Annotated in this window: 20 protein-coding genes; 12 read left to right on the forward strand and 8 right to left on the reverse strand. The window is 32.8% G+C overall.

Translation table 11 applies throughout. The features are described from left to right. Positions 1 to 42 precede the first annotated feature (42 nt). From ACFWU4_RS00520 to ACFWU4_RS00530, 3 genes are all read left to right on the forward strand, one after another. Entirely contained in the window at positions 43 to 1,824 is a 1,782-nt protein-coding gene (locus ACFWU4_RS00520; RefSeq protein ID WP_411123801.1) for a chloride channel protein, read from the forward strand. A 34-nt stretch (positions 1,825 to 1,858) separates the two neighbouring features. Further along, positions 1,859 to 2,104: a hypothetical protein gene (locus ACFWU4_RS00525; protein WP_411123802.1), complete on the forward strand. Its 246-nt coding sequence runs from the start codon at positions 1,859 to 1,861 to the stop codon at positions 2,102 to 2,104. A 178-nt stretch (positions 2,105 to 2,282) separates the two neighbouring features. Then, positions 2,283 to 2,474: a cold-shock protein gene (locus tag ACFWU4_RS00530; protein WP_173279522.1), complete on the forward strand. Its 192-nt coding sequence runs from the start codon at positions 2,283 to 2,285 to the stop codon at positions 2,472 to 2,474. A gap of 55 nt (positions 2,475 to 2,529) precedes the next feature. On the opposite strand, the gene ACFWU4_RS00535 is transcribed toward ACFWU4_RS00530, so the two are convergent. From ACFWU4_RS00535 to ACFWU4_RS00545, 3 genes are read right to left on the reverse strand one after another with little or no spacing between them, the layout of a single operon-like run. Then, positions 2,530 to 2,982, reverse strand: coding sequence for a hypothetical protein (locus tag ACFWU4_RS00535; RefSeq protein WP_411123804.1), 453 nt, complete (start codon positions 2,980 to 2,982; stop codon positions 2,530 to 2,532). 6 nt (positions 2,983 to 2,988) lie between these two features. Continuing rightward, complete coding sequence (locus tag ACFWU4_RS00540; RefSeq protein ID WP_411123806.1) at positions 2,989 to 3,438, reverse strand: nucleoside deaminase; 450 nt, start codon at positions 3,436 to 3,438, stop codon at positions 2,989 to 2,991. 29 nt (positions 3,439 to 3,467) lie between these two features. Then, positions 3,468 to 6,101, reverse strand: a complete 2,634-nt coding sequence (locus ACFWU4_RS00545; RefSeq protein WP_411123808.1) for a T9SS-dependent M36 family metallopeptidase — start codon at positions 6,099 to 6,101, stop codon at positions 3,468 to 3,470. A 161-nt stretch (positions 6,102 to 6,262) separates the two neighbouring features. Between ACFWU4_RS00545 and ACFWU4_RS00550 the strand changes: the two genes are divergently transcribed. Then, a complete protein-coding gene (locus tag ACFWU4_RS00550) occupies positions 6,263 to 7,249 on the forward strand; it encodes an energy transducer TonB (protein WP_411123810.1) in 987 nt (328 codons plus the stop codon). 22 nt (positions 7,250 to 7,271) lie between these two features. Then, positions 7,272 to 9,050, forward strand: coding sequence for a 1-deoxy-D-xylulose-5-phosphate synthase (locus ACFWU4_RS00555; RefSeq protein WP_411123812.1), 1,779 nt, complete (start codon positions 7,272 to 7,274; stop codon positions 9,048 to 9,050). On the opposite strand, the gene ACFWU4_RS00560 is transcribed toward ACFWU4_RS00555, so the two are convergent. After that, complete coding sequence (locus tag ACFWU4_RS00560) at positions 9,024 to 9,194, reverse strand: hypothetical protein (protein ID WP_411123814.1); 171 nt, start codon at positions 9,192 to 9,194, stop codon at positions 9,024 to 9,026. The genes ACFWU4_RS00555 and ACFWU4_RS00560 overlap by 27 nt on opposite strands. Before the next feature lie 83 nt (positions 9,195 to 9,277). Then, on the reverse strand, positions 9,278 to 10,615 hold the full coding sequence (gene dgt / locus ACFWU4_RS00565; protein ID WP_411123816.1) for a dGTP triphosphohydrolase: 1,338 nt from the start codon (positions 10,613 to 10,615) through the stop codon (positions 9,278 to 9,280). A 227-nt stretch (positions 10,616 to 10,842) separates the two neighbouring features. On the opposite strand from dgt, the gene ACFWU4_RS00570 reads away from it, so the two are divergent. Together ACFWU4_RS00570 and ACFWU4_RS00575 are read left to right on the forward strand one after the other, a co-directional pair. Then, the gene (locus ACFWU4_RS00570) at positions 10,843 to 13,662 is read left to right on the forward strand and encodes a TonB-dependent receptor domain-containing protein (protein WP_411123818.1); all 2,820 of its coding nucleotides are present in this window, start codon (positions 10,843 to 10,845) and stop codon (positions 13,660 to 13,662) included. A 36-nt stretch (positions 13,663 to 13,698) separates the two neighbouring features. Continuing rightward, positions 13,699 to 14,859, forward strand: a complete 1,161-nt coding sequence (locus tag ACFWU4_RS00575; protein ID WP_411123820.1) for a multidrug transporter — start codon at positions 13,699 to 13,701, stop codon at positions 14,857 to 14,859. Positions 14,860 to 14,944: 85 nt separating this feature from the next. On the opposite strand, the gene ACFWU4_RS00580 is transcribed toward ACFWU4_RS00575, so the two are convergent. After that, complete coding sequence (locus tag ACFWU4_RS00580; RefSeq protein WP_411123822.1) at positions 14,945 to 15,304, reverse strand: nicotinic acid mononucleotide adenyltransferase; 360 nt, start codon at positions 15,302 to 15,304, stop codon at positions 14,945 to 14,947. Between the two features lie 280 nt (positions 15,305 to 15,584). Here ACFWU4_RS00580 and ACFWU4_RS00585 point away from each other — a divergent pair, with 280 nt between their 5' ends. The 5 genes from ACFWU4_RS00585 (at position 15,585) to ACFWU4_RS00605 (ending at position 21,061) form a co-directional block, all read left to right on the forward strand. After that, positions 15,585 to 16,172, forward strand: a complete 588-nt coding sequence (locus tag ACFWU4_RS00585; RefSeq protein ID WP_411123824.1) for a hypothetical protein — start codon at positions 15,585 to 15,587, stop codon at positions 16,170 to 16,172. Next, positions 16,159 to 16,839 (forward strand): DUF2490 domain-containing protein, encoded by a 681-nt coding sequence (locus ACFWU4_RS00590; RefSeq protein ID WP_411123826.1) that lies wholly within the window; start codon positions 16,159 to 16,161, stop codon positions 16,837 to 16,839. Before ACFWU4_RS00585 ends, ACFWU4_RS00590 begins: the two co-directional genes overlap by 14 nt. Before the next feature lie 123 nt (positions 16,840 to 16,962). Continuing rightward, the gene (locus ACFWU4_RS00595; RefSeq protein ID WP_411123828.1) at positions 16,963 to 19,245 is read left to right on the forward strand and encodes an anion permease; all 2,283 of its coding nucleotides are present in this window, start codon (positions 16,963 to 16,965) and stop codon (positions 19,243 to 19,245) included. Positions 19,246 to 19,387: 142 nt separating this feature from the next. Then, positions 19,388 to 20,239: a flagellar motor protein MotB gene (locus ACFWU4_RS00600; protein WP_411123829.1), complete on the forward strand. Its 852-nt coding sequence runs from the start codon at positions 19,388 to 19,390 to the stop codon at positions 20,237 to 20,239. 105 nt (positions 20,240 to 20,344) lie between these two features. Next, positions 20,345 to 21,061, forward strand: coding sequence for a DUF6503 family protein (locus ACFWU4_RS00605; protein ID WP_411123831.1), 717 nt, complete (start codon positions 20,345 to 20,347; stop codon positions 21,059 to 21,061). 72 nt (positions 21,062 to 21,133) lie between these two features. Here the strand turns inward: ACFWU4_RS00605 and ACFWU4_RS00610 are convergent, their stop codons facing one another. Together ACFWU4_RS00610 and ACFWU4_RS00615 are read right to left on the reverse strand one after the other, a co-directional pair. Then, entirely contained in the window at positions 21,134 to 22,933 is a 1,800-nt protein-coding gene (locus ACFWU4_RS00610; protein ID WP_411123833.1) for a ribonucleoside-diphosphate reductase subunit alpha, read from the reverse strand. Between the two features lie 3 nt (positions 22,934 to 22,936). Beyond that, complete coding sequence (locus ACFWU4_RS00615) at positions 22,937 to 24,226, reverse strand: ribonucleotide-diphosphate reductase subunit beta (protein ID WP_411123835.1); 1,290 nt, start codon at positions 24,224 to 24,226, stop codon at positions 22,937 to 22,939. Between the last annotated feature and the right edge of the window lie 448 nt (positions 24,227 to 24,674).

Raw genomic sequence — 24,674 nt, forward strand, 5'->3', positions numbered from 1 at the left:
TGAAATCCTGCTTCTTGTAGGATTTTTTGTTAGCTTTAAGGAATGCGAGCTAAATCTAGATTTTTTAAACGCTTACTTATTTGGAGGTATAAACATATTTCTGAAAAGAATTTTGTGTTTTTATTGAGTCTAATAATTGGATTATTAGCCGGAATCGTTTCTGTTACCATTAAAAACATAACTTTTACCATACAAGTAATACTGGAAAGAGGTATTGTACTATCTAAAAATAGTATCTATTTTATTCTACCAATCGTTGGTTTATTGCTTGTTTATTTATTTGTAAAATATGTTTCTAAAAAACCAATTAGTCACGCCATTCCATCCATATTATATTCGTTGTCAAAACGAAATGGTTTGATTGATAAAAAGAACATTTATTTACCATTAATTACAGCTCCATTAACAGTAGGCTTTGGAGGTTCTGTTGGGTTATTAGGACCAGCAATACTTTCTGCCTCAGCATTAAGCTCAAATCTAAGTCGGCTACTTCACATTGATAAAAAGACACGCAGTCTTTTAATAGCCTGTGCTGCAGCTGGCGCAATTGCTTCAATCTTTAAATCTCCAATTGCTGCCGTTATTTTTGCTGTTGAAATCTTTAGTTTAGATTTAACTTTCGCAGCCTTATTACCATTGTTAATAGCATCGGTTTCTTCCGTGATTACGTCTTATTTTTTCTTAGGTGATAGTGTTCTATTCGATTTTAATGTCACTGACAAATTCGCCATAAAAGATACGTTATTTTATCTGTTATTGGGCACAGGGACTGGCGTTGCATCAATATATTTTTCTAAAATATACTTTGGTATTACAGCATTCTTTAATCGCTTTAAATCAGCACGACAAAAGTTAATTATTGGTGGTTTAGCTATAGGAATAATGCTTTTTTTTATTCCACCTCTTTATGGTGAAGGTTTTAGTTTTATAAATGATTTAATGACTGGCAATGATATTAAAGCCTTGGGTAATACCCCTTTTGATGCGCATTTAGATAATATTTGGATCGTTATAGGTTTACTCTTTGGAATAACATTGTTTAAAGCCATTGCAATGACTACAACTTTTGCTGCTGGTGGTTCAGGTGGAATTATAATTCCGACTTTAGTAATGGGCAGCGCATTAGGTAATGTAGTTGCTAAAGTGATTAATAATTGCGGTTTAGGGTTTTCAGTATCCGAAGCCAATTTTACCTTAATTGGAATGGCTGGTTTAATTGCAGGTGTTCTTCATGCTCCATTAACAGCCATTTTTTTAATTGCTGAAATAACTGGTGGTTATGAGCTGTTTGTACCACTAATGATTACAGCTTCAATGTCTTTTATTATCAATAAAAATGGATTAGATCACACAATTTACACTAAAGAACTGCTTGAGAAAGGGGCGCTTCTTACTCAAGATAAAGACAAAAATATTTTAACCTTAATGAAACTAGATACTGTTATTGAACAAGATTTTGTTCAATTACATCCTGAAATGTCCCTTGGAGATATGCTTAAAAATGGTGTTTCTAAATCTAATAGGAATTTATTCCCTGTTACAGATCGAGATGGAACTTTTGTTGGTATAATATTACTAGATGATATTAGAACTGTAATGTTTGATCAAACACTTTATAAGTCAACCAGTGTTGAAACATTTATGCGTCAAGCACCATCTTACATAATTTATAAAAAAGACACAATGCAAGATGTTATGAGAAAATTTCAATCATCTAAAGCTTGGAATTTACCTGTAATAAAAGATAATAAGTATTATGGATTTGTCTCAAAATCAAAACTATTAACCGCATATCGTCGCGAATTAATTAATTTTACATCTTAACGATTTTAAAGTTAATTTTTAGAAAAATAAAAAAATGAAACCTATACACCTTATAACTCTAATTGCATTTATAGCTTCGATAATAAGTATTATCTGTGGACTAACTCTAACTGTAGAGTACTCTCAAAAGCTTATCGGATTTGGCGTGGTTGGTTTATTTTTAGTTGTTTTCCCACTGTTTTCATATTATCGATGGAAAGGAAAAGACCCTAAAGACTATATGCTAACCAAAGAAAATCTTGATAAAATGAGGGAAAACCAAAAAAGAAACAAGATTTAATTTTAGAATCAACCACTCGTAAGTTTCTTATTAAGCCCTTTATTAACAGTGTTTTTCACAAAATCTGATAAATTTATTTTAACTCATTAACTTTCAATATTTTAAAATAAAACAATTTATTAACATTAACATTAATTTATATAGTATCTTTGCACTTTAATTTTTATTTATATTTATAATGACTGGAACAGTTAAATTTTTTAATGATTCAAAAGGATTTGGATTCATTACCAACGAAGAAACAGGAAAAGACATCTTTGTACACGTATCAAACCTTAATGGCGTAGAATTACGCGAAGGTGATAATGTAGAGTACGATGAAGAAGAAGGAAGAAAAGGAATGGTAGCTGCAAATGTGCAGGTACTGTAAGTATATATCTTAAAAGTTTCAACGCTCAACTAAAGGTTGGGCGTTTTTTTTGTACCTAATTGAATTGTATAGGTAAATTATTATTAGGAATTTTAGCAATATAATAAGGTTGAGTCATAGCGGAAACAGCCATTCCATTAGGTGATTTATAGTTTACTTTTACAAGAACATTTTGGGAATTAGTTTTGAAGTCTAATTCAATACTGTGACCACCAGTCGTTTTTAACTCATCAAAAACTGCTATAATTCTATAAATCTTAAAGTCTATTTCCGTTTCTGTAAAATCATCAGTAACCTTATTGATTGAATTCATTTTAGTTAATAAAGCGTTCCAATCATTTTGATTTAGAATAATTAAATTCTGTTTTTTTATATCCTCTGCCCCAGCGCCAAAGAGATTGCCTTTCGATATTAAAAGCGGTTCTTCATTTTCCATTTTTAAATGCTTTTCGCTAGTCTTACAATTTATAGCAAGTATTGCAATTAGTAGTAGTAAAACCTTATTCATTAAATTTTAATTTAAGTTTCGCTTTTGAATAAAAAAACGTTTCATTAATTCTGAAGCTTCATCGGCAAGAACTCCACTTATCACTTTTGTTTTAGGATGAAGTTTCGTTCCTAAAGTATTAAATCCACGTTGCTCGTCTGAAGCTGCATAAACTATTTTAGAAATTTGACTCCAATACAAAGCTCCAGCGCACATTTGGCAAGGCTCTAGAGTTACATAAATTGTGCATTTCGTTAGATATTTTCCCCCTAAAAAATTAGCAGCAGACGTAATAGCTTGCATTTCTGCATGAGCAGTTACATCATTTAACAGCTCGGTGAGGTTATGAGTTCTCGCAATAATTCTATCCTCTACAACTATTACTGCACCAACCGGGATTTCACCTTTCTCAAAAGCAGCTTCAGCTTCCTGAAGTGCTTTTTTCATAAAATAGGTATCATCAAAAGGGTTTATCATAAATTTATAAGTATAAAGTAAACTATCAATTAGTTCTTTATAACTTTCTCGTTATAGTTAAAATTATCTCCTTTAATGTTTAATATATATAATCCTGTTTGTAACTGCGATGTATTTATTTTAACTGTGTCTAATAAATTATGCTCCAATTTTAAAACGACTCTACCATTTATATCAATTAACGATATAAAAACATTACCTAAACTCTTATCTGTCGAAATTGATAGTTGCGTTTGCGTAGGATTCGGATAAACACTCAATGATTCATTTTTGAATTCTTCTACATTTAGAAAACTAGAACAATTAGCCAAGGAAGCATCATTACTTGGTGGTGTTGAAAAATCTTCTACTTGATCTTCACGTGATGTTGACAGTCCTTGTGAAGCCGCAAACCCTAAGCCACGTCTAGCAAAAACGTCCCAAATAATACATTGATCTACTCCACCAGTAGTTGCCATATCAGCTGCAAGTAAAGCATCTCTGCCATCTATAAAGCCAGGACTACATGGTTGTAATTTTAATCCTCTAATAACTAACTTCATTATTTTATTATTTCCTCCATCACCATTATACAAATCGGGATCAAAGCCATACTTATCAATATAAGCCCATGTCAAATCCCATAACATTGTAGCCCACATAAAACCAATACCATGTGGTTGACTTAAGCTTAAATTATTTGTAACATCATATGTAAGTTCATTCACGGCAAAATTTGGACTGTAGCGTCTTGGCCTAATTCCAGGACCAGTTGTTGCTTGACTTACAGCAAAAGTTCCAATACCTCTAGCATCATCTTCAACATCACTTGCTTTCATAGTTACCATTAACCCGAACCAATCTGACCAACCTTCACCCATTTGCTCTGCATTAAAAAGGCAATTAGCTGCAGATGCCCCACCTGTTAATCTATTAGAAATACCGTGTCCATATTCATGAGCTATTATCCCATTATCAAAATCGCCATCGATTAAATATGGGCCATTGTTAACTAATGTCGCGCCTAAAGTTTCACCATTAGTTAATGCTGTAATTATAGCTTCACCATCTGCTTGGCTCACCATAATAGAAGGTATAGTTACTTGGTCACCAAATACACCTCCACCCATTACTATTGTTGCACCAGGCTCATTATTAACCACAATAGCTGCCAATGCACCTGCATTTTCAGCCGCTAATACTTTTAATCCAAATTCACAATTCCCTCTTCTAATCACTGCAATGTTCCCATTTATCTGCGTTAGATTAGATAAAGATTCGCAGGCATCATTAGGATCTGGCGTTGTATCATCATTAGTTAAAATTAAATTAGCTGTTATTGGCGTATTTGGTATAGAACTACCAAATCCTCCTTCGGTACCATCATACTCACCAGAAATAGAACCAATATTAATTGTGAGTGGCGCATTTAAAGGGCCTGGTGGTGACCACATAAACATTGTCATACCTGGACTCTGACCATCTGGCGGAGTCCCAAAAGTAGCGTTATTTAATCCGCTGCCATCCTGAGCATCTGCAAATACAAAGTCATTACCTAAACCTGCCGGTGAATAATTTTTTGCCTGAAAGTTACCTGATCTTTCATCAAATCCTTGATTGTACCAAATATCGTGCATCATATTATTGACATAAAATAAATTGGTAATCGATGCGGATTGATACCCTTCTTGAGGTTGATCTGTATTCAGTGGAAAATTAAAATTTAAAGCCGAAGTTCCTTCTGGAGAAAATCCACCAGAGTTATTACCATCTCTATCTTCAACAGCTAAAACATTATTTCCTCTAGTTGTTGTAAATTCTGCCCCAACGATACCATCTACATCATGCCAACCAAAAGGAGATGCTAATACACTTGCTGGATTTGTTACTATTTCTCTACCACCATGAATTGGGCTCTCTGTTGGTAGTGCAAATACATTATAGCTAGAACCATCAACTAAAATAGAAGCTGGTGCATTAGTACTTTTATAAAAATCAATCGGCTCTGCAACGTTATTGTGAGTATGCTCTCTTTCAAAAGCGCAGCTCACAACCAAATTATTAAATTCAATTATATTACTAGTAGTAGCATCTACCCTTGCACTATACCAATGTGTATTATCATCTGCGAAAATTAAGACATTCCAAGCTAATTTTAATTCGTTTTCGATATTTACATAAACAAGTTCGACTGATATATCTCGCCTCGAAATTGAACCATTTGAAAACATAAATGAATTACCTGTTCTCTCTAATTCCTCTAAATTTTGTGGAGTCCCTAATTGAAAATGATTTGATATACTGATAATTGCAGAATCTGGTGTTACCGAAGGATTTGCAATATTTACTTTATCAGAGGTGTTTATTAAAAATCTATTCGCAAAATGAAACACTCTATCATCCTTAATTGCAATAGTAGATATCGCATTAAAAATTTTAACTCCCTCGTAGGCTTGATTTATATAAACATACGTTATATCATCATTTTCAGCATAGACTTCATTATTAACAATTAATTGTTCAATATCTTTTTCTTGAAAATTAAAATCTTCTTTTACATCCTCTATGTAATTGATAATCAACGTTCCATTTGGTGATGACTGAAGACTATTTTGACTAAAACCGAAAGATGATGCAGCTATCAAAGTTATTAATACTGCGTAGCGTGTAAAAAATTTAATCATAGCATTTAGGTGATGGTTAGGATATAAGTCTTAAAAAAGGGTTTTGACTTACAATTTTTCTTTTTATCAAAAATAAGTAATCATAAAGGAATTCTAAAATTTACTAAGGATTCAATAATAAACGGCAAGAAATTTGATGATTTTATAGAAAGAAAGAAATTATGAAAAGAAATTATTCAATTTCAATTCCTAAACCTTGTCACGAAGATTGGTCTAAAATGACTGAGAATGAAAAGGGTAGATTCTGTAAATCTTGCTCAAAGACCGTTGTCGATTTTACAAAAATGACTACTAATAAAATTGAAGATTATATTCGTAACAATGAAGATCAACTCATTTGCGGTCATATTAAACAAAGCCAATTAAACGCGATAAACTTAAAAATTCCTGAAGCGATATTTAGAGAGTATAGAACATTTAATAACTGTTTTTTATTAGTCTTATTAATTGCGATGGGAACTACATTGTTTACTTGTTCTGATATCCAAGGCAATACAAAAAAGATAGATAGTATTGAAATTATCGAAACCACTCAAAACTCTATTGATACAATTTTGAAAGACGAGATAGAAATAGAATATAATCAAGATTCAATTATAAAAAAAACTACAAAGAGCAGTAAACCTCAAATTACAGAACAGCCATTTATAGATGGTATGATGATGATTGAGACTGTTGGTGAAATCGAAATAGAAGAGGTTGAAATAAAACCTATTGAATCCGTTGAAACTGATTCTATCTTAATAGAAGCCATACCACATTGTCCTTCACCTTCTGAAGACGACATCGTATTTGGTTTATTGATTATAGAAAATCCACCTGAGTTTATAAATACTCCTAATAACTTAACACGTTTAGAAAAAAAAGACTACTTATCTAAAAACGTATCAAAAATAGTTACAGATAATTTTAATATTGAAGTAGCTTCAGATTTAAGTCTAAAAGGGAAACAAAGAATTTTAACCCAATTCAAGATTAATGAGGAAGGATATATTGAAGATATTAAAGTAAGGTCAACTCATCCTGCATTAGAAAAAGAAGCGAAGCGTGTAATGAAACTTCTACCTCAATTTAAACCCGGAAAACAGAGCGGCAAAAATATTGCTACAATATATAGCTTACCAATAGTTTTTCTAATCGAAGACTAATAAAAACTTGTATTTTTGTTCAGTGCAAAAATCACTTTTAGACCATATTAACTTTCCTAAAGATTTACGTCAACTTAAAGCAGATGACCTACCTCATCTTGCTAAAGAACTGCGCGATTTTATTATCAATATTGTTGCTACTAAAGAAGGTCATTTAGGTGCAAGTCTTGGTGTTATAGAACTCACTATTGCTTTGCATTATGTCTTTAACACCCCTCAAGACTTGTTAATATGGGATGTTGGTCACCAAGCGTATGGTCATAAAATCTTAACTGGTCGTAAAGCTGTTTTTGATACTAACAGACAGCTCAACGGTATTAGCGGTTTTCCTAAACGTAGTGAAAGTGAGTACGATACTTTTGGTGTTGGTCACTCCTCAACCTCAATATCTGCAGCTTTAGGAATGGCAATTGCGTCGCAGCTCAAAGGAGAAGAAAAACACCATATTGCTATAATAGGTGATGCGTCGATTGCTAGTGGAATGGCATTTGAAGGTTTAAATCATGCAGGAGTAACAGAAGCAAACTTATTAGTTGTTTTAAATGATAATGCTATCGGAATCGATCCAAGTGTTGGCGCATTAAAACAATATTTAACCAATGTAAAAAAAGGAACCGAAAAACAAGATAATATTTTTGAAGCCTTAAACTTTGATTATTCTGGACCAATTGATGGTCATAATATGCCGTTATTGATTTCTGAATTAAAACGTTTAAAGGGAGTAAAAGGTCCTAAATTCTTGCATATAATTACAACTAAAGGAAAAGGTTTAAAGCAAGCAGAAGAAAACCAAGTCACCTACCATGCGCCAGGAAAGTTTAATGCTAAAACGGGAGAACGTCCAATAAAGTCGAACCAAATACTGGCGCCTAAATTTCAAGATGTCTTTGGAGAAACTATTGTAGAGTTAGCAATCAAAAACAATAAAATAATTGGTATTACACCTGCAATGCCAACTGGTAGTTCTTTAAAATATATGATGAAAGAAATTCCAGATCGCGCATTCGATGTTGGTATTGCAGAACAACATGCCGTTACCTTAGCAGCAGGAATGGCAACTCAAGGTCTAATTCCATTTTGTAACATTTATTCTACCTTTTTACAACGGGCTTATGATCAGGTTATTCATGATGTGGCTTTACAAAATTTACCGGTCATTTTTTGTTTAGATCGTGCTGGTTTAGTTGGCGAAGATGGTGCAACGCATCACGGAGTTTTTGATTTAGCTTATCTAAACTGTATTCCTAATTTGGTGATTTTTGCACCAAGGGATGCAATTGCTCTTAGAAATATAATGTATACAGCTCAAAAAGGTGTTGATTTTCCCTTAGCCATTCGTTATCCAAGAGGGAGATGCCATATTTTAGATTGGAAAAAACCTTTTAAAATACTAGAAATAGGTAAAGGTGTTACACTCCAAAAAGGTGAGGACCTTGCAATTTTATCTATTGGTCCCATGGCGTCAATTGTACAAAACGTAGTTAATACAGTAAAAACAAATTTAGGGCACTATGACATGCAATTTATAAAGCCTCTAGATGAGAAACTATTGCATCATATCTTTGATGTGTATAAAGCCATTATAACTATTGAAGATGGCACTAAAGTAGGTGGGTTTGGCAGTACTATTCTTGCTTTTGCGAACCAGCATAACTACAACAATAAGATTTTAACACTAGGTATAGAAGACAATTTTATACAACACGGTACTACTGAAGACTTAAAAAAACTTCAAAAGTTAGATGCCGATTCTATTAAAAAGTCAATAGAGGATTTACTCCTCATTCTCAACAATAGCTAAATCTGTCTGGTTTTCAATTTGTTCTGTCTTAACAGAATCTTGTACAATTTGCTTCTCTTGTGGATTAGAAATATCATCAATCATTAATAGGCAAGTCAGAACAACCATGAAGATGACTAGACCTCCGAGTATATTATTTTTCATAAGTAGGTTTTTATGAGGGCTGATTATAAGCTAAATAACAACAATATATCGCTAAAAAACAAATTTATTCGATGAAATACATGTTAAAGTATATCCCCTTTTAACTTTTTATGTAATAGCATAGCATTAGTATCAGATAGTTTTGAAATATAAAGACATATTGCTATGAGATTCTGATATAAGGAATCTGTGCTAAGTTTAACAGTATCTGGCAACAGATTTAATAATAAATCATCATAATTATTTAAGTTGTTTTCAAAATAATTATAAGCTACTTTACCATAGGCTTTCAATAAATGATTTAATATTTCATAACCAGCAATTTCTTTGTGTATAACGTCCTCGGACTGGTATACATTTTTAATACTTAAATTAATAATATCTTTTATCTGAGCTTTGTACTGGCTTACGTCTAATAATGCCGTTTTAAATTTACCTTCTAATATGGCGTCTTCATGTTTCATAAAAATTGAAGCCGCTTCATCGATTAAGGTACCTATAGCCAATGCACGTAGGTAGCTAACACGATCCTCAGTAGTTTTCAATTCAGAATATTTTGCTTTATTTATATTCTTTACTAAAGTAATTAAGTATTCTAAGGCGTACTCTTCTTCAATTAACCCAAGATTAATTCCATCTTCAAAATCAATAATCGTGTAACAAATATCATCTGCAGCTTCTACTAAGAATGCTAGAGGATGTCTTTCAAAACTTAAGTAATCTTCACTGCGTCTCAACAGACCTAGTTCTGAGGCAACATCAGAAAACATTTCTTTTTCAGATTGAAAAAACCCATATTTTTTATCTACTATATCATTAGATGGTTTTTTAGGCAACGATTCTTTCGGATATTTCATAAACGCTCCAAGGGTTGCATAGCTTAATCTTAAACCACCAGCTCTACCCTCTCTGCTTTCGGTTAAAATTTTAAACCCATTTGCATTGCCTTCAAAATCGCATAAATCTTGATATTCTTTAGCATTTAAAACATCTTTAAATTTAGATCCTTTACCATATTTAAAATAAGCTCCAATAGCTTTTTCGCCAGAATGACCAAAAGGTGGATTTCCAATATCATGAGCTAAAGATGCTGCGGCAACAATAGTTCCAAAATCATTCATTTTATAACCATGTACGTTTTCTAAATGCGGATGCTTTTCTAGAAGTAATTTACCAACCTTACGTCCTAGTGAACGCCCAACCACACTCACTTCTAAGCTATGTGTTAAACGTGTATGTACAAAATCTGTTTTAGACAGAGGCACCACTTGTGTTTTATCTTGAAGCCCTCTAAACTCAGAAGAAAATACAATTCGATCATAATCCGCATCAAATCCAAGACGTGTTTCATCCTGTTCTTTTCTCAATCTTTTATTAGTATCGCCAAAGCGTTTTAAGGATAATAACTGCTCCCAATTCATGATCTAAAATTTATATAATGCAAGATAGATAAATTGATAAAGAACTGATTGTAAAAAAGTAATCTTATACAATTAATTCCTAATGTTAAGAAATTGTATCCAAATGCACATACCACTTAATACTAAGCTAACAGTTAACTAACCTTTTGATTACAAATCTTTAATTTTTCTATAACCTACAACAAGCTATATCGATGTTTCTTTGCACTTGAAAGATTTAAAAACTAATGAAAAAATTACTCTTGTTATTTACGTTGTTTATTACCGCAATTTCCTTTGCACAAAGTACAGGTTCAATTAATGGTAAATTAACAGATAAAGAATACAATAACGAACCGCTTCCTTTTGCAAATGTTGTGATTAAAGGAACATCTACAGGAACAACATCTGATATTGATGGATTATACAAGTTTGAAGACTTAGAAGTAGGTTCTTACACTTTGGTTTTTAGTTTTGTTGGTTACGAAACTCAAGAAATTAAAGTTGACGTTGTTGCTGGTGAATCTAAAATAGTAAATGTTGTAATGGGTGCTTCTGCAGCAACTTTAGATGAAGTAGTATTAACACCAATTACAGCAAGAAAAGAAAGTGAAAGCGCACTTCTAATGGATCAAAAGAAAGCCGTTACTATCAAACAAAGTATTGGAGCTGTTGAACTTTCTCGCAAAGGAGTAAGTGATGCAGCGGGAGCCGTTACTAAAATCTCTGGTATCTCGAAACAAGAAGGTGGTGGCAATGTTTATGTTCGTGGTTTAGGCGACCGTTATTTAAATACAACTTATAACGGCTTAACACTTCCTGCTAATAATATTGAAAAGAAGAACATGGATCTTAATTTATTTTCTTCAGACGTGATTCAAAATGTCGGAGTTAGTAAAACATATGCAGCTAATTTTTATGGTGATTTTGCCGCTGGTAATGTAGATGTTGTTTCTAAAGAATATACAGGAGACTTTTTCTTGGACATTAACTTAGGGTCTAACTTTAATTCAAATGCTATAGGTGAAAATTTTGTAAAGAGTGAAGGTACAGGCTATTTTGGGTTTTATAACAGGTATCGTAACAACCCATACGCTGTTATTTTATCTCATGGTGTAGATGCTCAAAATATTGATGGTAATGTTGGTGTCGAAGGTAGTATTGCTGGTGGTAAATCTTGGAATATAGGTGAAGAATCGCGATTAAGTGTTTTTGCTACAGCTTCATTTGGAAGTAGTTTTGAATACAGAAGAGGCCAGTTTGCTAATGTTACTGCTGCTGCAAATCAAATATTTCAAGATTCTGAAGAGTTTGATTTTTCGCGTAATACAACGGCAATGGCTAATGTAGTTTACCGTATAAATAATAATCACAAAATAAAATTTAATTCATTATTTATAAATGATGCTACAGACGTAGTAGGACGTTATGGTATTGATGGACGCGGTTTTAATCGTAATACCATTGCAGATAATGATGACTTTGGTTTCTTTACACAAAACGTACAGTTTGAACAAGATATGATTTTTGTAAATCAGATACTTGGAACAAGTACACTTAGCGAAACATTAAAATTAGACTATGGTTTAGGCTACAATAATGTATTAGCGCGTCAACCAGACCGTAAGCGTATTGCACTTGAACGTTTTGAAAACAGCCTTGATAATGATCCTTCTACAAACGCAATTTTTTACAGAAATGTTGACTTTGACAACCAACGTTATTTTCAGAATATTGAAGATAGTGAATTTAATACACGTATAAATTTAAGTTACGCATCATCCGAAAACTTAAAATTCAACTTTGGTTATAACGGCCGTACAAAAGAGCGAACGTTTGATAACCAGCGTTATGGTTATGAAATTATTAATCCATTTACAGAGATTGAAGATGTCAATAACCTAAATGACTTTTTTACCATAGAAAATCAAGGAGTATTATACAACACTAGTGTATTTCGTCCATTAGATGGTCTAGAGCGAGAAAACTTACCTGGACAATTAGAAAACACCTATAAAGGTAACCTCAATGTAAATGCGCTTTACGCAGATGCCGTGTATAAGGCTGGAGACAAATGGAGCTTTGTTCCTGGTATACGTGTAGAACGTTTTAATCAAAAAATTAGTTATGACGTAATTAACCTTTCTTTTAATAATCCTGGTAGTAACGAAGCTAACGAAACGTTCTTTTTGCCAAGTTTAAACGTAAAGTATGCGCTTACTGAAGATCAAAATCTTCGTTTTTCTGCAAGTAGAACTGTTTCTAACCCAGAATTTAAAGAGGTTGCTCCTTTTGTATACGAAAACGTAACCGATCGTATTGGTGGTAATCCAGACCTTTTAAATGATCCTGCTTTTTCTACAATTGTAAACTTAGATGTAAAGTATGAATGGTTTATTAATAGTGGTGAGATCTTTTCTATTGGTGTTTTTAATAAAACCATTAACGATCCTGTAAACTTAGTATCTGCAAATGATGCCACAGGTACGCAGCGCTTTTTTAGAACTGGAGATCGTGCAGATGTTTTTGGTGTAGAACTTGAAGTTAGAAAGAAAATCCTTAAAGATGAAGATGAAAATAGTCTTTTGTCTGCCGGAATGAATATTACATATACGTCTACAGATCAAGATTTAAAAACTGTTTCTGGTACATTTAATACCAACTTTAATAGAGATTCTGACGAGCTACAAGGTGCCTCTCCAATACTTATTAATGCAGATGTAAGCTACAGCCCAACTTTTGGCGAATATAAGCCTGTTGCAAATCTTGTGTTTTCTTATTTCTCTGACAGAATAGACGCCTTAGGTGCTGGTCAATTAGGAAACATTATAGAAAAAGGAGTGCCTACACTCGACTTTGTTTGGAAAAATACCATCAACAAAAATTTTGAAATTAACGCAAGTATAAAAAACATATTAAACCCTACGATTGAGCGTGTTCGCGAAAATGTGGCTTTTGACCCTACATTAGCAAGCGACTTAGGCATAAATGCAAATCTTACTGAATTTGCGCTATCTAGCTACAAAAGAGGTATTAATGCCAGCATTCAATTGAAATATAAATTTTAAAACACAATCAAAAAACGAACATTAAATTAAAACAAAATGAAAGCAAACAAATTTCTTTTAGGTCTTTTTACAGTTGCATCACTCTTTGTAGGTTGCGCAGCAGATGACACAGCAGACGTCACAATTAATCAAGGAGGTGGCGACAATCCCGACCCAACAGATCTTGAAATTGGAGGAACACTGACTTCTGATTTAACACTTGTAACAGGTACTGAATATGGTTTAACAGATGCGCTTATTGTGCCAGAAGGTATTACATTAACGATTGAGCCAGGTGTTGTTGTTAAAGCCACAACAGGTTCTGATGTATACGTTGCTATACAGCAAGGTGGTATTATTAATGCAGAAGGCACATCTTCTAATCCTATAGTATTTACATCTAATTCTGCAACTCCAAATCCTGGTGATTGGGGAGGCCTTATTATTTTGGGTCGTGCACCAATAAACTCTGTAGTTGGTGGAGATGCGACGTCTACATCTGAGATTGGAGGTTTGCCTTATGGAGGAAGCATTGCCAATGATAATTCTGGAATAATCAGATATGTTCGTATAGAATATTCTGGTGGTGCTGCAGATGCTGCATCAGAAAATAACGGCTTCTCTTTTTATGGTGTAGGAAATGGAACTACAATTGATTTCATACAAGCCTTTGAAGGTGCAGATGATGGCGTTGAGTTTTTTGGCGGCACAGTTAATGCATCTCATGTATCTGTCGTTGGAGCTCAAGATGATTCTGTAGATTGGACTGAAGGTTTTACTGGTACACTAACAGATGTATATATTGAGCACAGACAGTCTCATGACAAAGGAATAGAAGGTGATGGTTTTAATACTGATATAGGAAATAACTCAAACCCTGTTTTTTGGAGTGCACCAATTATAAATAACCTTACTATTAACGGTTTAGGTTCAAGTAATGGAAATGAAGCTATTAGATTAAGAGCAGGAACAAGAGCTGTATTTACCAACGTTTTTATTGAAGGTTTTGAAGAAGGTTATGATCTTGATGATGAAGAAACTGGTACAGGCTTCCTTGCTAATGAAACTAGTGTTACAGATATTACATTTGATGATGTTACACTTACTTTAAAGAATGATACAAATGGTGCTTTTGATGCGGACTCATTTTTTAGTGGAATTGGTAATGGAATAGGTGCTGATTACAATTCTTGGAATTCTGGATGGACAAGAAATTAATTTTTAAGGGATATATCCTAATTTATAAGTAAAAAAAAGCATCCTAGAATCTAGGATGCTTTTCTAATTATATGTGTAGTTTAATTTATTTATTGGATACTACTGAAGTATTTGTGTTTTTCCATTCACTTACACTAGCAACAGCATTGTTAGAATAATCAACTTCTTTTAAAGTATTAGCGTTCCAGTAAAACCACTTACCAACTTTAGCTCCATTCTCGTACTTTGCAGAAATAAGTTTATTACCTTCTTTGCAATAGCTAAACCAGTCACCATGTAATTTACCATCTACAGTATATTGTCCTGTTTGGCTAATTTCACCACTATCATGATAATATACTACTTCTATTAAATTTGTTTCTTTATTTAATTTTAGACTTCGTTCTTTTTGTGCATAAGTAAAACTAACACTTAACATTATTAGAAGTACAACTATCTTTTTCATATCTATTTGGGCTTTAATTAATAATTACATTACAAACATAACATTATTTTTACATTTAAACAACAATTACGTAACATTAATTTAACATTAAACTTTTAAAACACTGATTTTATGCGTTTTACAATATTAGCACACTTAAGAATACATAACATTAAGCTAACAATAGTAATAAACGGAATATCCTAAAATAACCCATTAGATATCATGATTGTATCTTACAGAAATTGCACACCATCTTAAGATGTTTTAATTTAGATACTAGAAAATTTTATATTAATAAATGAAGCTAAAATCTGTTATTTATACTGTAATAGTCACACTATTTATGTCATCTGTTGGAGCACAGGTAAAAAACGAAAAAGAAGAACGTGTTGAGCCTTCTAGTTTCCCTACAATTGCCAAAACGGTTATTGATGTGTTACCAGATAAATGCAAACGTTTGAAGTTTTACAAAGAACGCGATAATAATAAAATAAGTTTTGAGGTTAAGTTTAAGTATAACCAAAAGCGATATAGTCTGGAGTTTTCTAAAGACGGATACATAGAAGATATTGAAGTTGTTACCAAGTTTAAAAAAATTGAAACCCTTTCAAAAAGACATATTGAAGCTTATTTTAAACTTAACTTTACTAAACATAGATTTATAAAAATTCAAAAACAATTTGTTTATTCTAATGCATATAGCGCTACTCAATTTGTTTTAGACGTATTATCTCAAAATTCTAAAGTAGCGAACCAATTTGAAATTATAGCAGAGGTGAATTCCGCTAAAAAAAGAGAGATCGCCGAGTTTACTTTTAGCAGTAGCGGTAAGTTTCAAAATATACGACTAATAGAACCAACGTCTTACGAGCATGTACTATATTAAACAAACATTAGTAACAATCGTTTGTTTTATTGGCGTAATCCTTCATTCACAAAATGACTTTGAAGGTCTCGGTGAAACTGCAATCGCATTAAACCACGAAGCAACATCGAATTATAAAATGAATTTTGCTTTACGTTCGCGCTATTATATACATCGAGAACCTAAATTCAGTTTTGAAACTAGACAATTAGATTTTGTTCATTTTTCTACTTTAAATCTAGATTATAATCATAGTATAAGTGGAGGTATTCAATACCGACTTCGAGAAGTTATAGATGGAGGCAGTAACGAATTAAGGTTAACACAACAATTTAATTATACTAAAAAAAGTGAAGCTATGCGGTTTGGGCATCGCGTTAGATTTGAGCAGCGCATTTTAGAACAATTGACTATTTTCAGGTCTCGCTATCGCTTTGCATTAGATATTCCGCTAAATGGCGAAAAATTGGATGTAGGTGAGCGTTATTTTGTAATATCCATGGAAACATTACTCAGCAATGGTAGGTTGATAAAACCAGAACTAGATCATAGAACAACAGCACAACTTGGATGGCTTATCTCAGAAAAGTTAAAACTGCAGTTAGGTTTAGAATATCGCTTTGAATCGTTGAACATTAGTATAGAAGAGAAATTATTTATTCTAACTTCTTTTATTCTTAAAGTATAACATTTTTACTGCAAATTCAATTTTACAACATTCAATACAACCAACCTTAAAAAATAATGTTTAGATAACGTACCATTAAAAATAAATCAATTATTTTGCGTTCAATTTTAGCTAACTAACTACATGGAAAATCTTTATATCTATATGCTAGCTGCACTAGCTTTTTTGGCTGTTGCAGATTTAGTTGTTGGTGTAAGTAACGACGCTGTTAACTTTTTAAATTCTGCCATAGGATCTAAAGCTGTTTCGTTTAAAACTATAATGATTGTTGCTAGTATTGGTGTTGCGGTAGGCGCTATGACCTCAAGTGGCATGATGGAAGTTGCTCGTAAAGGTATTTTTAATCCAGGAGAATTTATGTTTAATGAGATTATGGTGATTTTTATGGCTGTAATGCTCACTGATATACTCTTACTAGATTTTTTTAATACACTAGGTCTGCCAACATCTACAACAGTATCTATTGTATTTGAGCTGTTAGGTGCCTCAGTAGCGGTCGCGTTAATTAAAATTTATAGCAACGAATCAGAATCCATTGCTGACTTAGCAAATTATATTAATAATGATAAGGCCATTGAGATTATACTTGGGATTTTACTTTCTGTGGGTGTAGCATTTACAATAGGAGCAATAATTCAATATATTTCTCGATTACTTCTATCTTTTAAGTTTGAAGAAAAACCACTCTGGTATAGCGCTATTTTTAGCGGATTTGCCATTACCTCTATATTGTATTTCATTATAGTTAAAGGTCTTAAAAATGCCGCATTTATGCCTCCTTCTATTAAGGATTTCTTAAGCGGATACCCTGTCACTTTTATTGGGCTGAGTTTTTTGATGTTTACAATATTATCTTATCTAGCAATTAAACTGTTTAATGCTAAAATTTATACGTTAATAATTATTGTAGGAACATTTGCCTTGGCCGTTGCATTTGCCGGTAATGATCTCGTTAACTTTATAGGAGTGCCAATCGCAGCATATAATTCTTACGAAGTTTGGTCGACCACAGGTATAGAGGCAACCGAATATGCTATGATTGCGTTGAGTGAACCAGTAAAGACTGAACCTTACTTATTACTTATAGCCGGACTGATAATGGTCTTAACACTTTGGTTTTCTAGCAAAGCAAAGGCTGTAGTTAAAACCTCTGTAGACTTATCACGACAAGACGAAGTAAAGGAAAGGTTTGAACCAAACTTTCTCTCTCGAAATATTGTGATATTAACTATTGGTATAAACGAAAGTATTAATAGTATTTTGCCTGAAGCTTATAAGTCCTGGTCAAATAGACAGTTTGTAGAGCCAAATGTTATCGTTAAAGCTCAAGATGCACCAGCATTTGATTTGGTTAGAGCAGCTGTTAATTTAATGGTAGCCAGTGTACTTATTTCTATTGCTACTTCAATGAAACTTCCTTTATCCACAACCTATGTGACCTTTATGGTGGCTATGGGAACATCTTTGGCCGACAGAGCTTGGGGAACTGAAAGTGCAGTGTATAGAGTTGCTGGTGTTTTAAATGTAATTGGTGGTTGGTTCTTCACTGCTTTTAGCGCCTTTGTTGCTGCAGCAATTATGGCTTGTATTCTTTTTTATGGAAAAGGTTATGCCCTAGTTGGGTTGCTTGTATTGGCTATTCTACTATTATTAAGAAGTTATATGTCTCATCGTAAAAATTCTAAAGTGATGAGAGAAGAAGATCAATTAGAAAAAGCAGAAAGTAGTTCTACACAAGGAGTTATACACGAGAGTGCTGCAAACATTGCTAATGTTGTTAAGAGGGGTAATAGCATTTATACTTCTGCAATTAATGGTTTGGCTGTTCAGGATTTAAAATTATTAAAAAAGAACAGAAAGCAAATTGAAAAACTATCAAATGAAATTGATGAACTAAGAGATAATATTTTTTACTTTATAAGAAACCTAGAAGAGCCAAGTTTGTCTGCAAGTAATTTTTATATCAATATCCTCGGTTATTTACAAGACATGACACAATCTTTAGATTATATATCTAAAGCGAGCCACAAACATATTAACAATAATCATAAAAAATTAAAATTCAGCCAGATTAAGGAATTAAAGGATTTAGATATAAGAATGGAAGCCTTATTTACTGAAACACAAACAGCATTTGAATCCCGTTCTTTCAAAGGAATTGGTGCTGTATTAAACGAAAAGGCCGTAATTTTTAATTTAGTAAAAGAAAAAATTCAAAAACAAGTAGAACGAACTCGTACTGAAGAATCTAGTCCAAAGAACACTACACTCTATTTCAGTCTTCTTCTTGAGACAAAAGATTTATTAACTGCTACTATGAATCTTTTAGAAGAATATTATAATTCTCACGATGATACGGTTGCACCAGCGCAACCTCTAGCAGAACCGCAAGAAGAGGAAGAATAAAAACAATTACATGAAAAAAAATGCCTTAGAGTTTTCTAAGGCATTTTTTTGCATTAAACACAACTTTTGTGTATTTGAACGTCTAAAATAAAACTTTGGTCGTATATGTACTGTATTGATTCAATTAACCTAAAAATAAAACATGAAAAAAATTTCAATCCTTTTAGTAACAACAATTTTATTAAGCGCGTGTGTATCTAAAAAGAAGTACGTTGCCTTAGAACAAGAAAATGGTGAAATTAAAAGTCAACTAACCAAAACAAGAGTCGAAAAAGAAGATTTAGAAAACAAGTTTGCTATTATAGAGCAACGTGTTAATGTCTATAATTCTAAGATACAGTCTTTAAACGACGATGTAGAAGGCTTAACTATTGAGAATAAAGCAAAATTTGAAGTTTCAGAAGATGGCACAGTTGCCTCTGGAGTGAGTAAAGAAAAGATGAGAGCTACACTTAAAAATGTAGATTCTAACAAGTTGGCTGAAGCAAAAACCCTTAAAGATTCTATGAACTTAGCTGTTCAGTACAATCTTAGTAAAGCTATGAATACTAGTGATCTTAATGAAGACGAAGATATCGTAGTAGATATTAACGAAACTGTAGTAATGATCTCTATCGCTGATGATATGTTATTTAATACAGCGAGTTACCGCGTTGGAAATAAAGCGGATAAAATTTTAAAGAAGTTAGCAGACGTTATCAACTCAGAACCAAGCTTAGATGTGATGGTAGAAGGTCATACTGATGCTAGAAGTATTAACACAGAAAAAATTGCGGACAACTGGGATTTAAGTGTATTGCGTGCAACTTCAGTCGTTAGAAAACTACAAAATCAATTTAAAGTTGCGCCAGAACAACTTATTGCATCTGGTCGCAGTAGTTACCAACCTTTAGTAGATAATAATACAAGAGAAAACCGTTCTAAAAACAGAAGAACGCGCATTATCTTAATGCCAAACATTGATAAGTTCTTTGCCTTAATGGAAACAAAATAAAACTTAACCTGTTTTAGGTAAATCAAAAAGCACCCTCCCGTAAAGTTCGGCATTGGGTGCTTTTTTTATTTTCTAAATTGTAATTTGCATAGAAATATAAATCTTATGAAATTCATTGTCTCGGTAGTCGCATTTGCTATCACGTTTAACAGCTTAAGTCAAAATAGTAAAGCTCATCAATTACTAGAGCAAGCAATAGGATACCATGACACCAATAATAATTGGCAGAAATTTAATAGCGAATTTACAGTTGTAATGACAACACCAAATTCGCCAAAACGCACAAGTAAGATTAGCATTAATTTACCCGCTGAATATTTTAGTGTAAAGGCCACAAGAGATACAGTAACTACAACTTATACTTTAAATAAAGGTAAATGTGTTATGTCATATAATGACCAAGTTTTAGACAGCACCATGGCTGCAGAAAAGAAAATGACATGCGACAGAGCTATACTTTACAAAAACTATTATAGTTATTTATATGGCTTACCAATGAAGCTAAAAGATCCTGGCACAAATCTAAATCCTATAGTTGAAAAGAAAGCCTTTAAAGGCAAAGACTATTTGGTCTTAAAAGCGACTTATGACGAAGGTGTTGGCAGCGATGTTTGGTATTTTTATTTTAACCCAAAAACCTACGCCATGGAAATTTATCAGTTTTTTAAAACAGATGAGGATGGTAAAGAAAAATCAGATACAGGAGAATATATTTTATTATCTGAAGAAACCACAGTCAATGGTATTAAAATGCCAAAAGTAAGAGCTTGGTATTATAATAAGGATGATAAGTATTTGGGGACTGATACTTTGGTGGAATAAAAAAAGCATCTCATTTCTGAGATGCTTTTTAATAATTAGAATAAAATTCCCTTTTTTATTGAGTAATAGAATTTACCCTTCGCAACTAGCACATTCTTTCTTCTGTTTGAATTTCTGTGCTGCATTCATACTGTGCTGGTAGTACAATGATTTTACTCCTAGTTGCCAAGCGGTAACATAGATTTTATTGATATCCTTAACTGGCATATCTGGGTGTACCATAATATTTAACGACTGTCCTTGGTCTATATGATTTTGTCTATTAGCTGCTTGATAGATAATAGTCATTTGGTCAATTTCAGAATAGGTTTTAAACACATCTTTTTCTTGCTCTGTAAGACCTTCTAAATGTTGCACAGAACCATCATAATCTCTTATGCTCTTCCATACCTCACTAGTGTTCATTCCTTTTTCCTTAAGAAGTGCTAATAAAAACGGATTTTTAATCGTCGTTTTTATTTTAGCAATATCTTTTACATAACTGTTAGACCAAATTGGCTCAATACCTTGAGATACTTGTCCTAAAATAAAAGCTGAAGATGTTGTTGGTGCTACAGCATTTAAAGTGGCATTACGTCTTCCGTAACCTTTTAATACCTCTGGCTCACCAAATAAAGTTGCTAATTCTTCTGAGGCTTTTTTAGATTTTTCACCAATAGTTTTAAATATCTCGCTATTTAGATTAAACGCTTCTGCACTATCAAAGCTTAACATTTTAGATTGTAATAAAGAGTGCCATCCTAAAGCTCCCATTCCTAAAGCTCTGTTTTCCTTAGCAAAGTTATAAGCCTTCTCCATAAACATAAACGTTTGTCTATCGTCTCTGTCTGGGGAATCTCTATATACTTCTAACTTGGTTACAAACTCTTCTAAAACTGCATCTAAGAAATAGACCATCGTTTCTACTGCGTCAGTATCTTTCCACTTATCGTAATGCAGTAAGTTTATAGAAGATAATACACATACAAAAGACCATCTGTCATTTGTTGGTAGCATAATTTCCGAACACAAATTACTTGCGTAAATCTCGTGCTTGTTTTCTTGGTATACTTCTGGTGCATTATTGTTAGCATTATCTCTAAAGAAGATGTAAGGGTAACCTATCTCTCCTCTTCGTTGTAATACTTTTGCCCAAATAGCACGCTTATCAGCATCGCCATCAATCATTTCTTGCATCCAATCATTACCAACAGTTACTCCGTGTGTTAACTCTTGTATTGGATTACCTTCAGTTCCTATTTCTAAAAACTCATTTATATCATTGTGTTCTATAGGTAAATATGGGGAAAAACGACCTCTACGGACAGAACCTTGACTTACAACGTCAACCATTTTTTCAAATAATTGCATAATATGAACAGCTCCCGAAGATTCGCCATTATTTTTTACTGGTGCACCTCTATGACGAAGTTTACCAAAATAACCAGAGGTACCACCTCCTAATTTAGACATCATACCAACTTCTGACTGTGTGTAGAGAATGTCTCCCATATCATCAGAGATATGCGACCCAAAACAACTAATTGGTAAGCCACGTTTTTTACCAAAGTTAGACCAAACAGGAGAAGCTAAAGAATAATAGCCTTCTGCCATATAACCGTAAAATTTATCGGCAAAACCAGGAATACCTAATATTTTTTCGGCATTATTAGCTATTTCTCTAATACGCTGTTCTGGTGTTGTATCATCTGTAAGGTAACCAGATGCTAAAAACTGACGGCTATGATCTGTTAACCATTTTATTTCTGGTTCAGCATTAGCTTCTTTTATTGCTTCTTTTCTTGCTTTGATTAAATCATCATGAGCGGACGCTTTGGTAGTTTGAGGGTTATCTACTTCTTGGTCTAGGTTTGGATTAATGTGGTTGTTCATAGTTTAAAATAAGTCGTCTCCGGTTACACTTTTTTGTCTTTTTGCATAGTTTATAGATCTTTTTACAAAGAAATCTCCATGCTTTGTTCCTATTATTTCGTCGTCAAACCATTCGGTTTGCTCTAATAATGTTTCATTAACATCAAATACTTTATCAATACCAATGCTCTGTAATGAGTTGTTGAATCTGTTTTTTATAAATTCATTAATCACATTTTTTGGAAGGAAGTCTAATTCACCTGCTTCAAAAATCCAATCAATAATTCTACTTTCAGAATCAAAAGCTTCTTCACACATTACTTTTACAATCGTATTGTGCTCTTCGCCAAACCAAGTTGGATTTTCACTTTTAATAATCTTAATTATATCAATACCAAAATCACCATGAATTTGCTCTTCTTTAGAAGTTGCCTCAACAACATTAGATATACCTTTAAGCATATTCTTATGTTTATTAAAAGCCATAATGATTAAAAATTGAGAAAATAAAGACACATGCTCTATAAAAAGTGAGAATAATAAAATTGATTCTGCATATTCTTTGTTGTCTTCACTTTTGGCATTCTTTAAAGCCGTCTCTAAATAATGAACACGCCTCATTATTACAGGATTTTTCTTCAATCTTTTAAATTCGTTATTAAGACCTAGAATCTCTAATAAATGAGAGTATGCATCGTGGTGACGCACTTCACTTTCTGCAAACGTTGCACCTACCGATCCAATCTCTGGTTTTGGCATTTTACTATAGATGTCTCCCCAAAAAGATTTCACAGCCACTTCTATTTGCGAAATAGCTAACATTGTGTTTTTTATAGCATTTTGCTCAACAATAGTCAACCTTGTTTTAAAATCTTGAATATCGCTTGTAAAATTAAATTCTGAGTGAATCCAATATGAGTGTCTTATTGCATCAACATATTCATTAAGTGCAGGATACTCGTATGGTTTTAAATTAATACGTTTTTCAAAAATATTTGTCTTTCTATTTCTAGCTTGCTCGTCTCTATATAAGATGTAAGCTTTCGCTACATCTAGAAACTGGCTATCCATTAATTTTATTTCAACAAGATCTTGCACCTCTTCTACAGTTGGCAAGTAGTTATGATCGCGTCCTTTTCGGTTTAGTAACTCGTGTAATACATTTACAGAAACTGTATTTGCATCTTGTTTAGATCCACTACCAACTGACATCATTGCTTTCTCTACAGCATTAGAAATTTTATTCAAAACAAATGGACTTGTTTCGTAATCTCTTTTAATAATTTCTGTAATCTCTAATTGTGTGGTTTCCATAATTGCTATTAATTCTAGAGGCTAAACGGTCGGTAGAATAATTGTGTTTTATTCAAATTTCCGTAGCGTATTTTGTAAAATGTGTTCTTAGTTTTTCTTTAAAAGAAATAAACGGCACGAATCTTAAACTTAATTTTTGTATAAACTCAACTTTAGTGTTTAAAAATTAATTTTCTAATGCCTTGAACAAAGATTGACAATTGTGGTTGAAAAAGAAAGGGTATTTTCTAAACGTTGTCAACAAGTTTTTAACAAACGATGTGAACCCTTGTAAAACCTGAAAAACACAATATTCAATAACAAGTAACTGATTATCAGTATTTTAAATATATTTTGTTTAACTTTTTTTTGTAGTATTTATCGTACTAAAACCAACTCTAATAGCCGTGTTTATTGAAGCTTTGCAGGTTAATATTTTGAGACGAAAATAAAACAAAAAAGAGCGTTT

Origin of the sequence: Winogradskyella sp. PE311 (genome assembly GCF_046545555.1) — a bacterium.
Taxonomy (GTDB): domain Bacteria; phylum Bacteroidota; class Bacteroidia; order Flavobacteriales; family Flavobacteriaceae; genus Winogradskyella.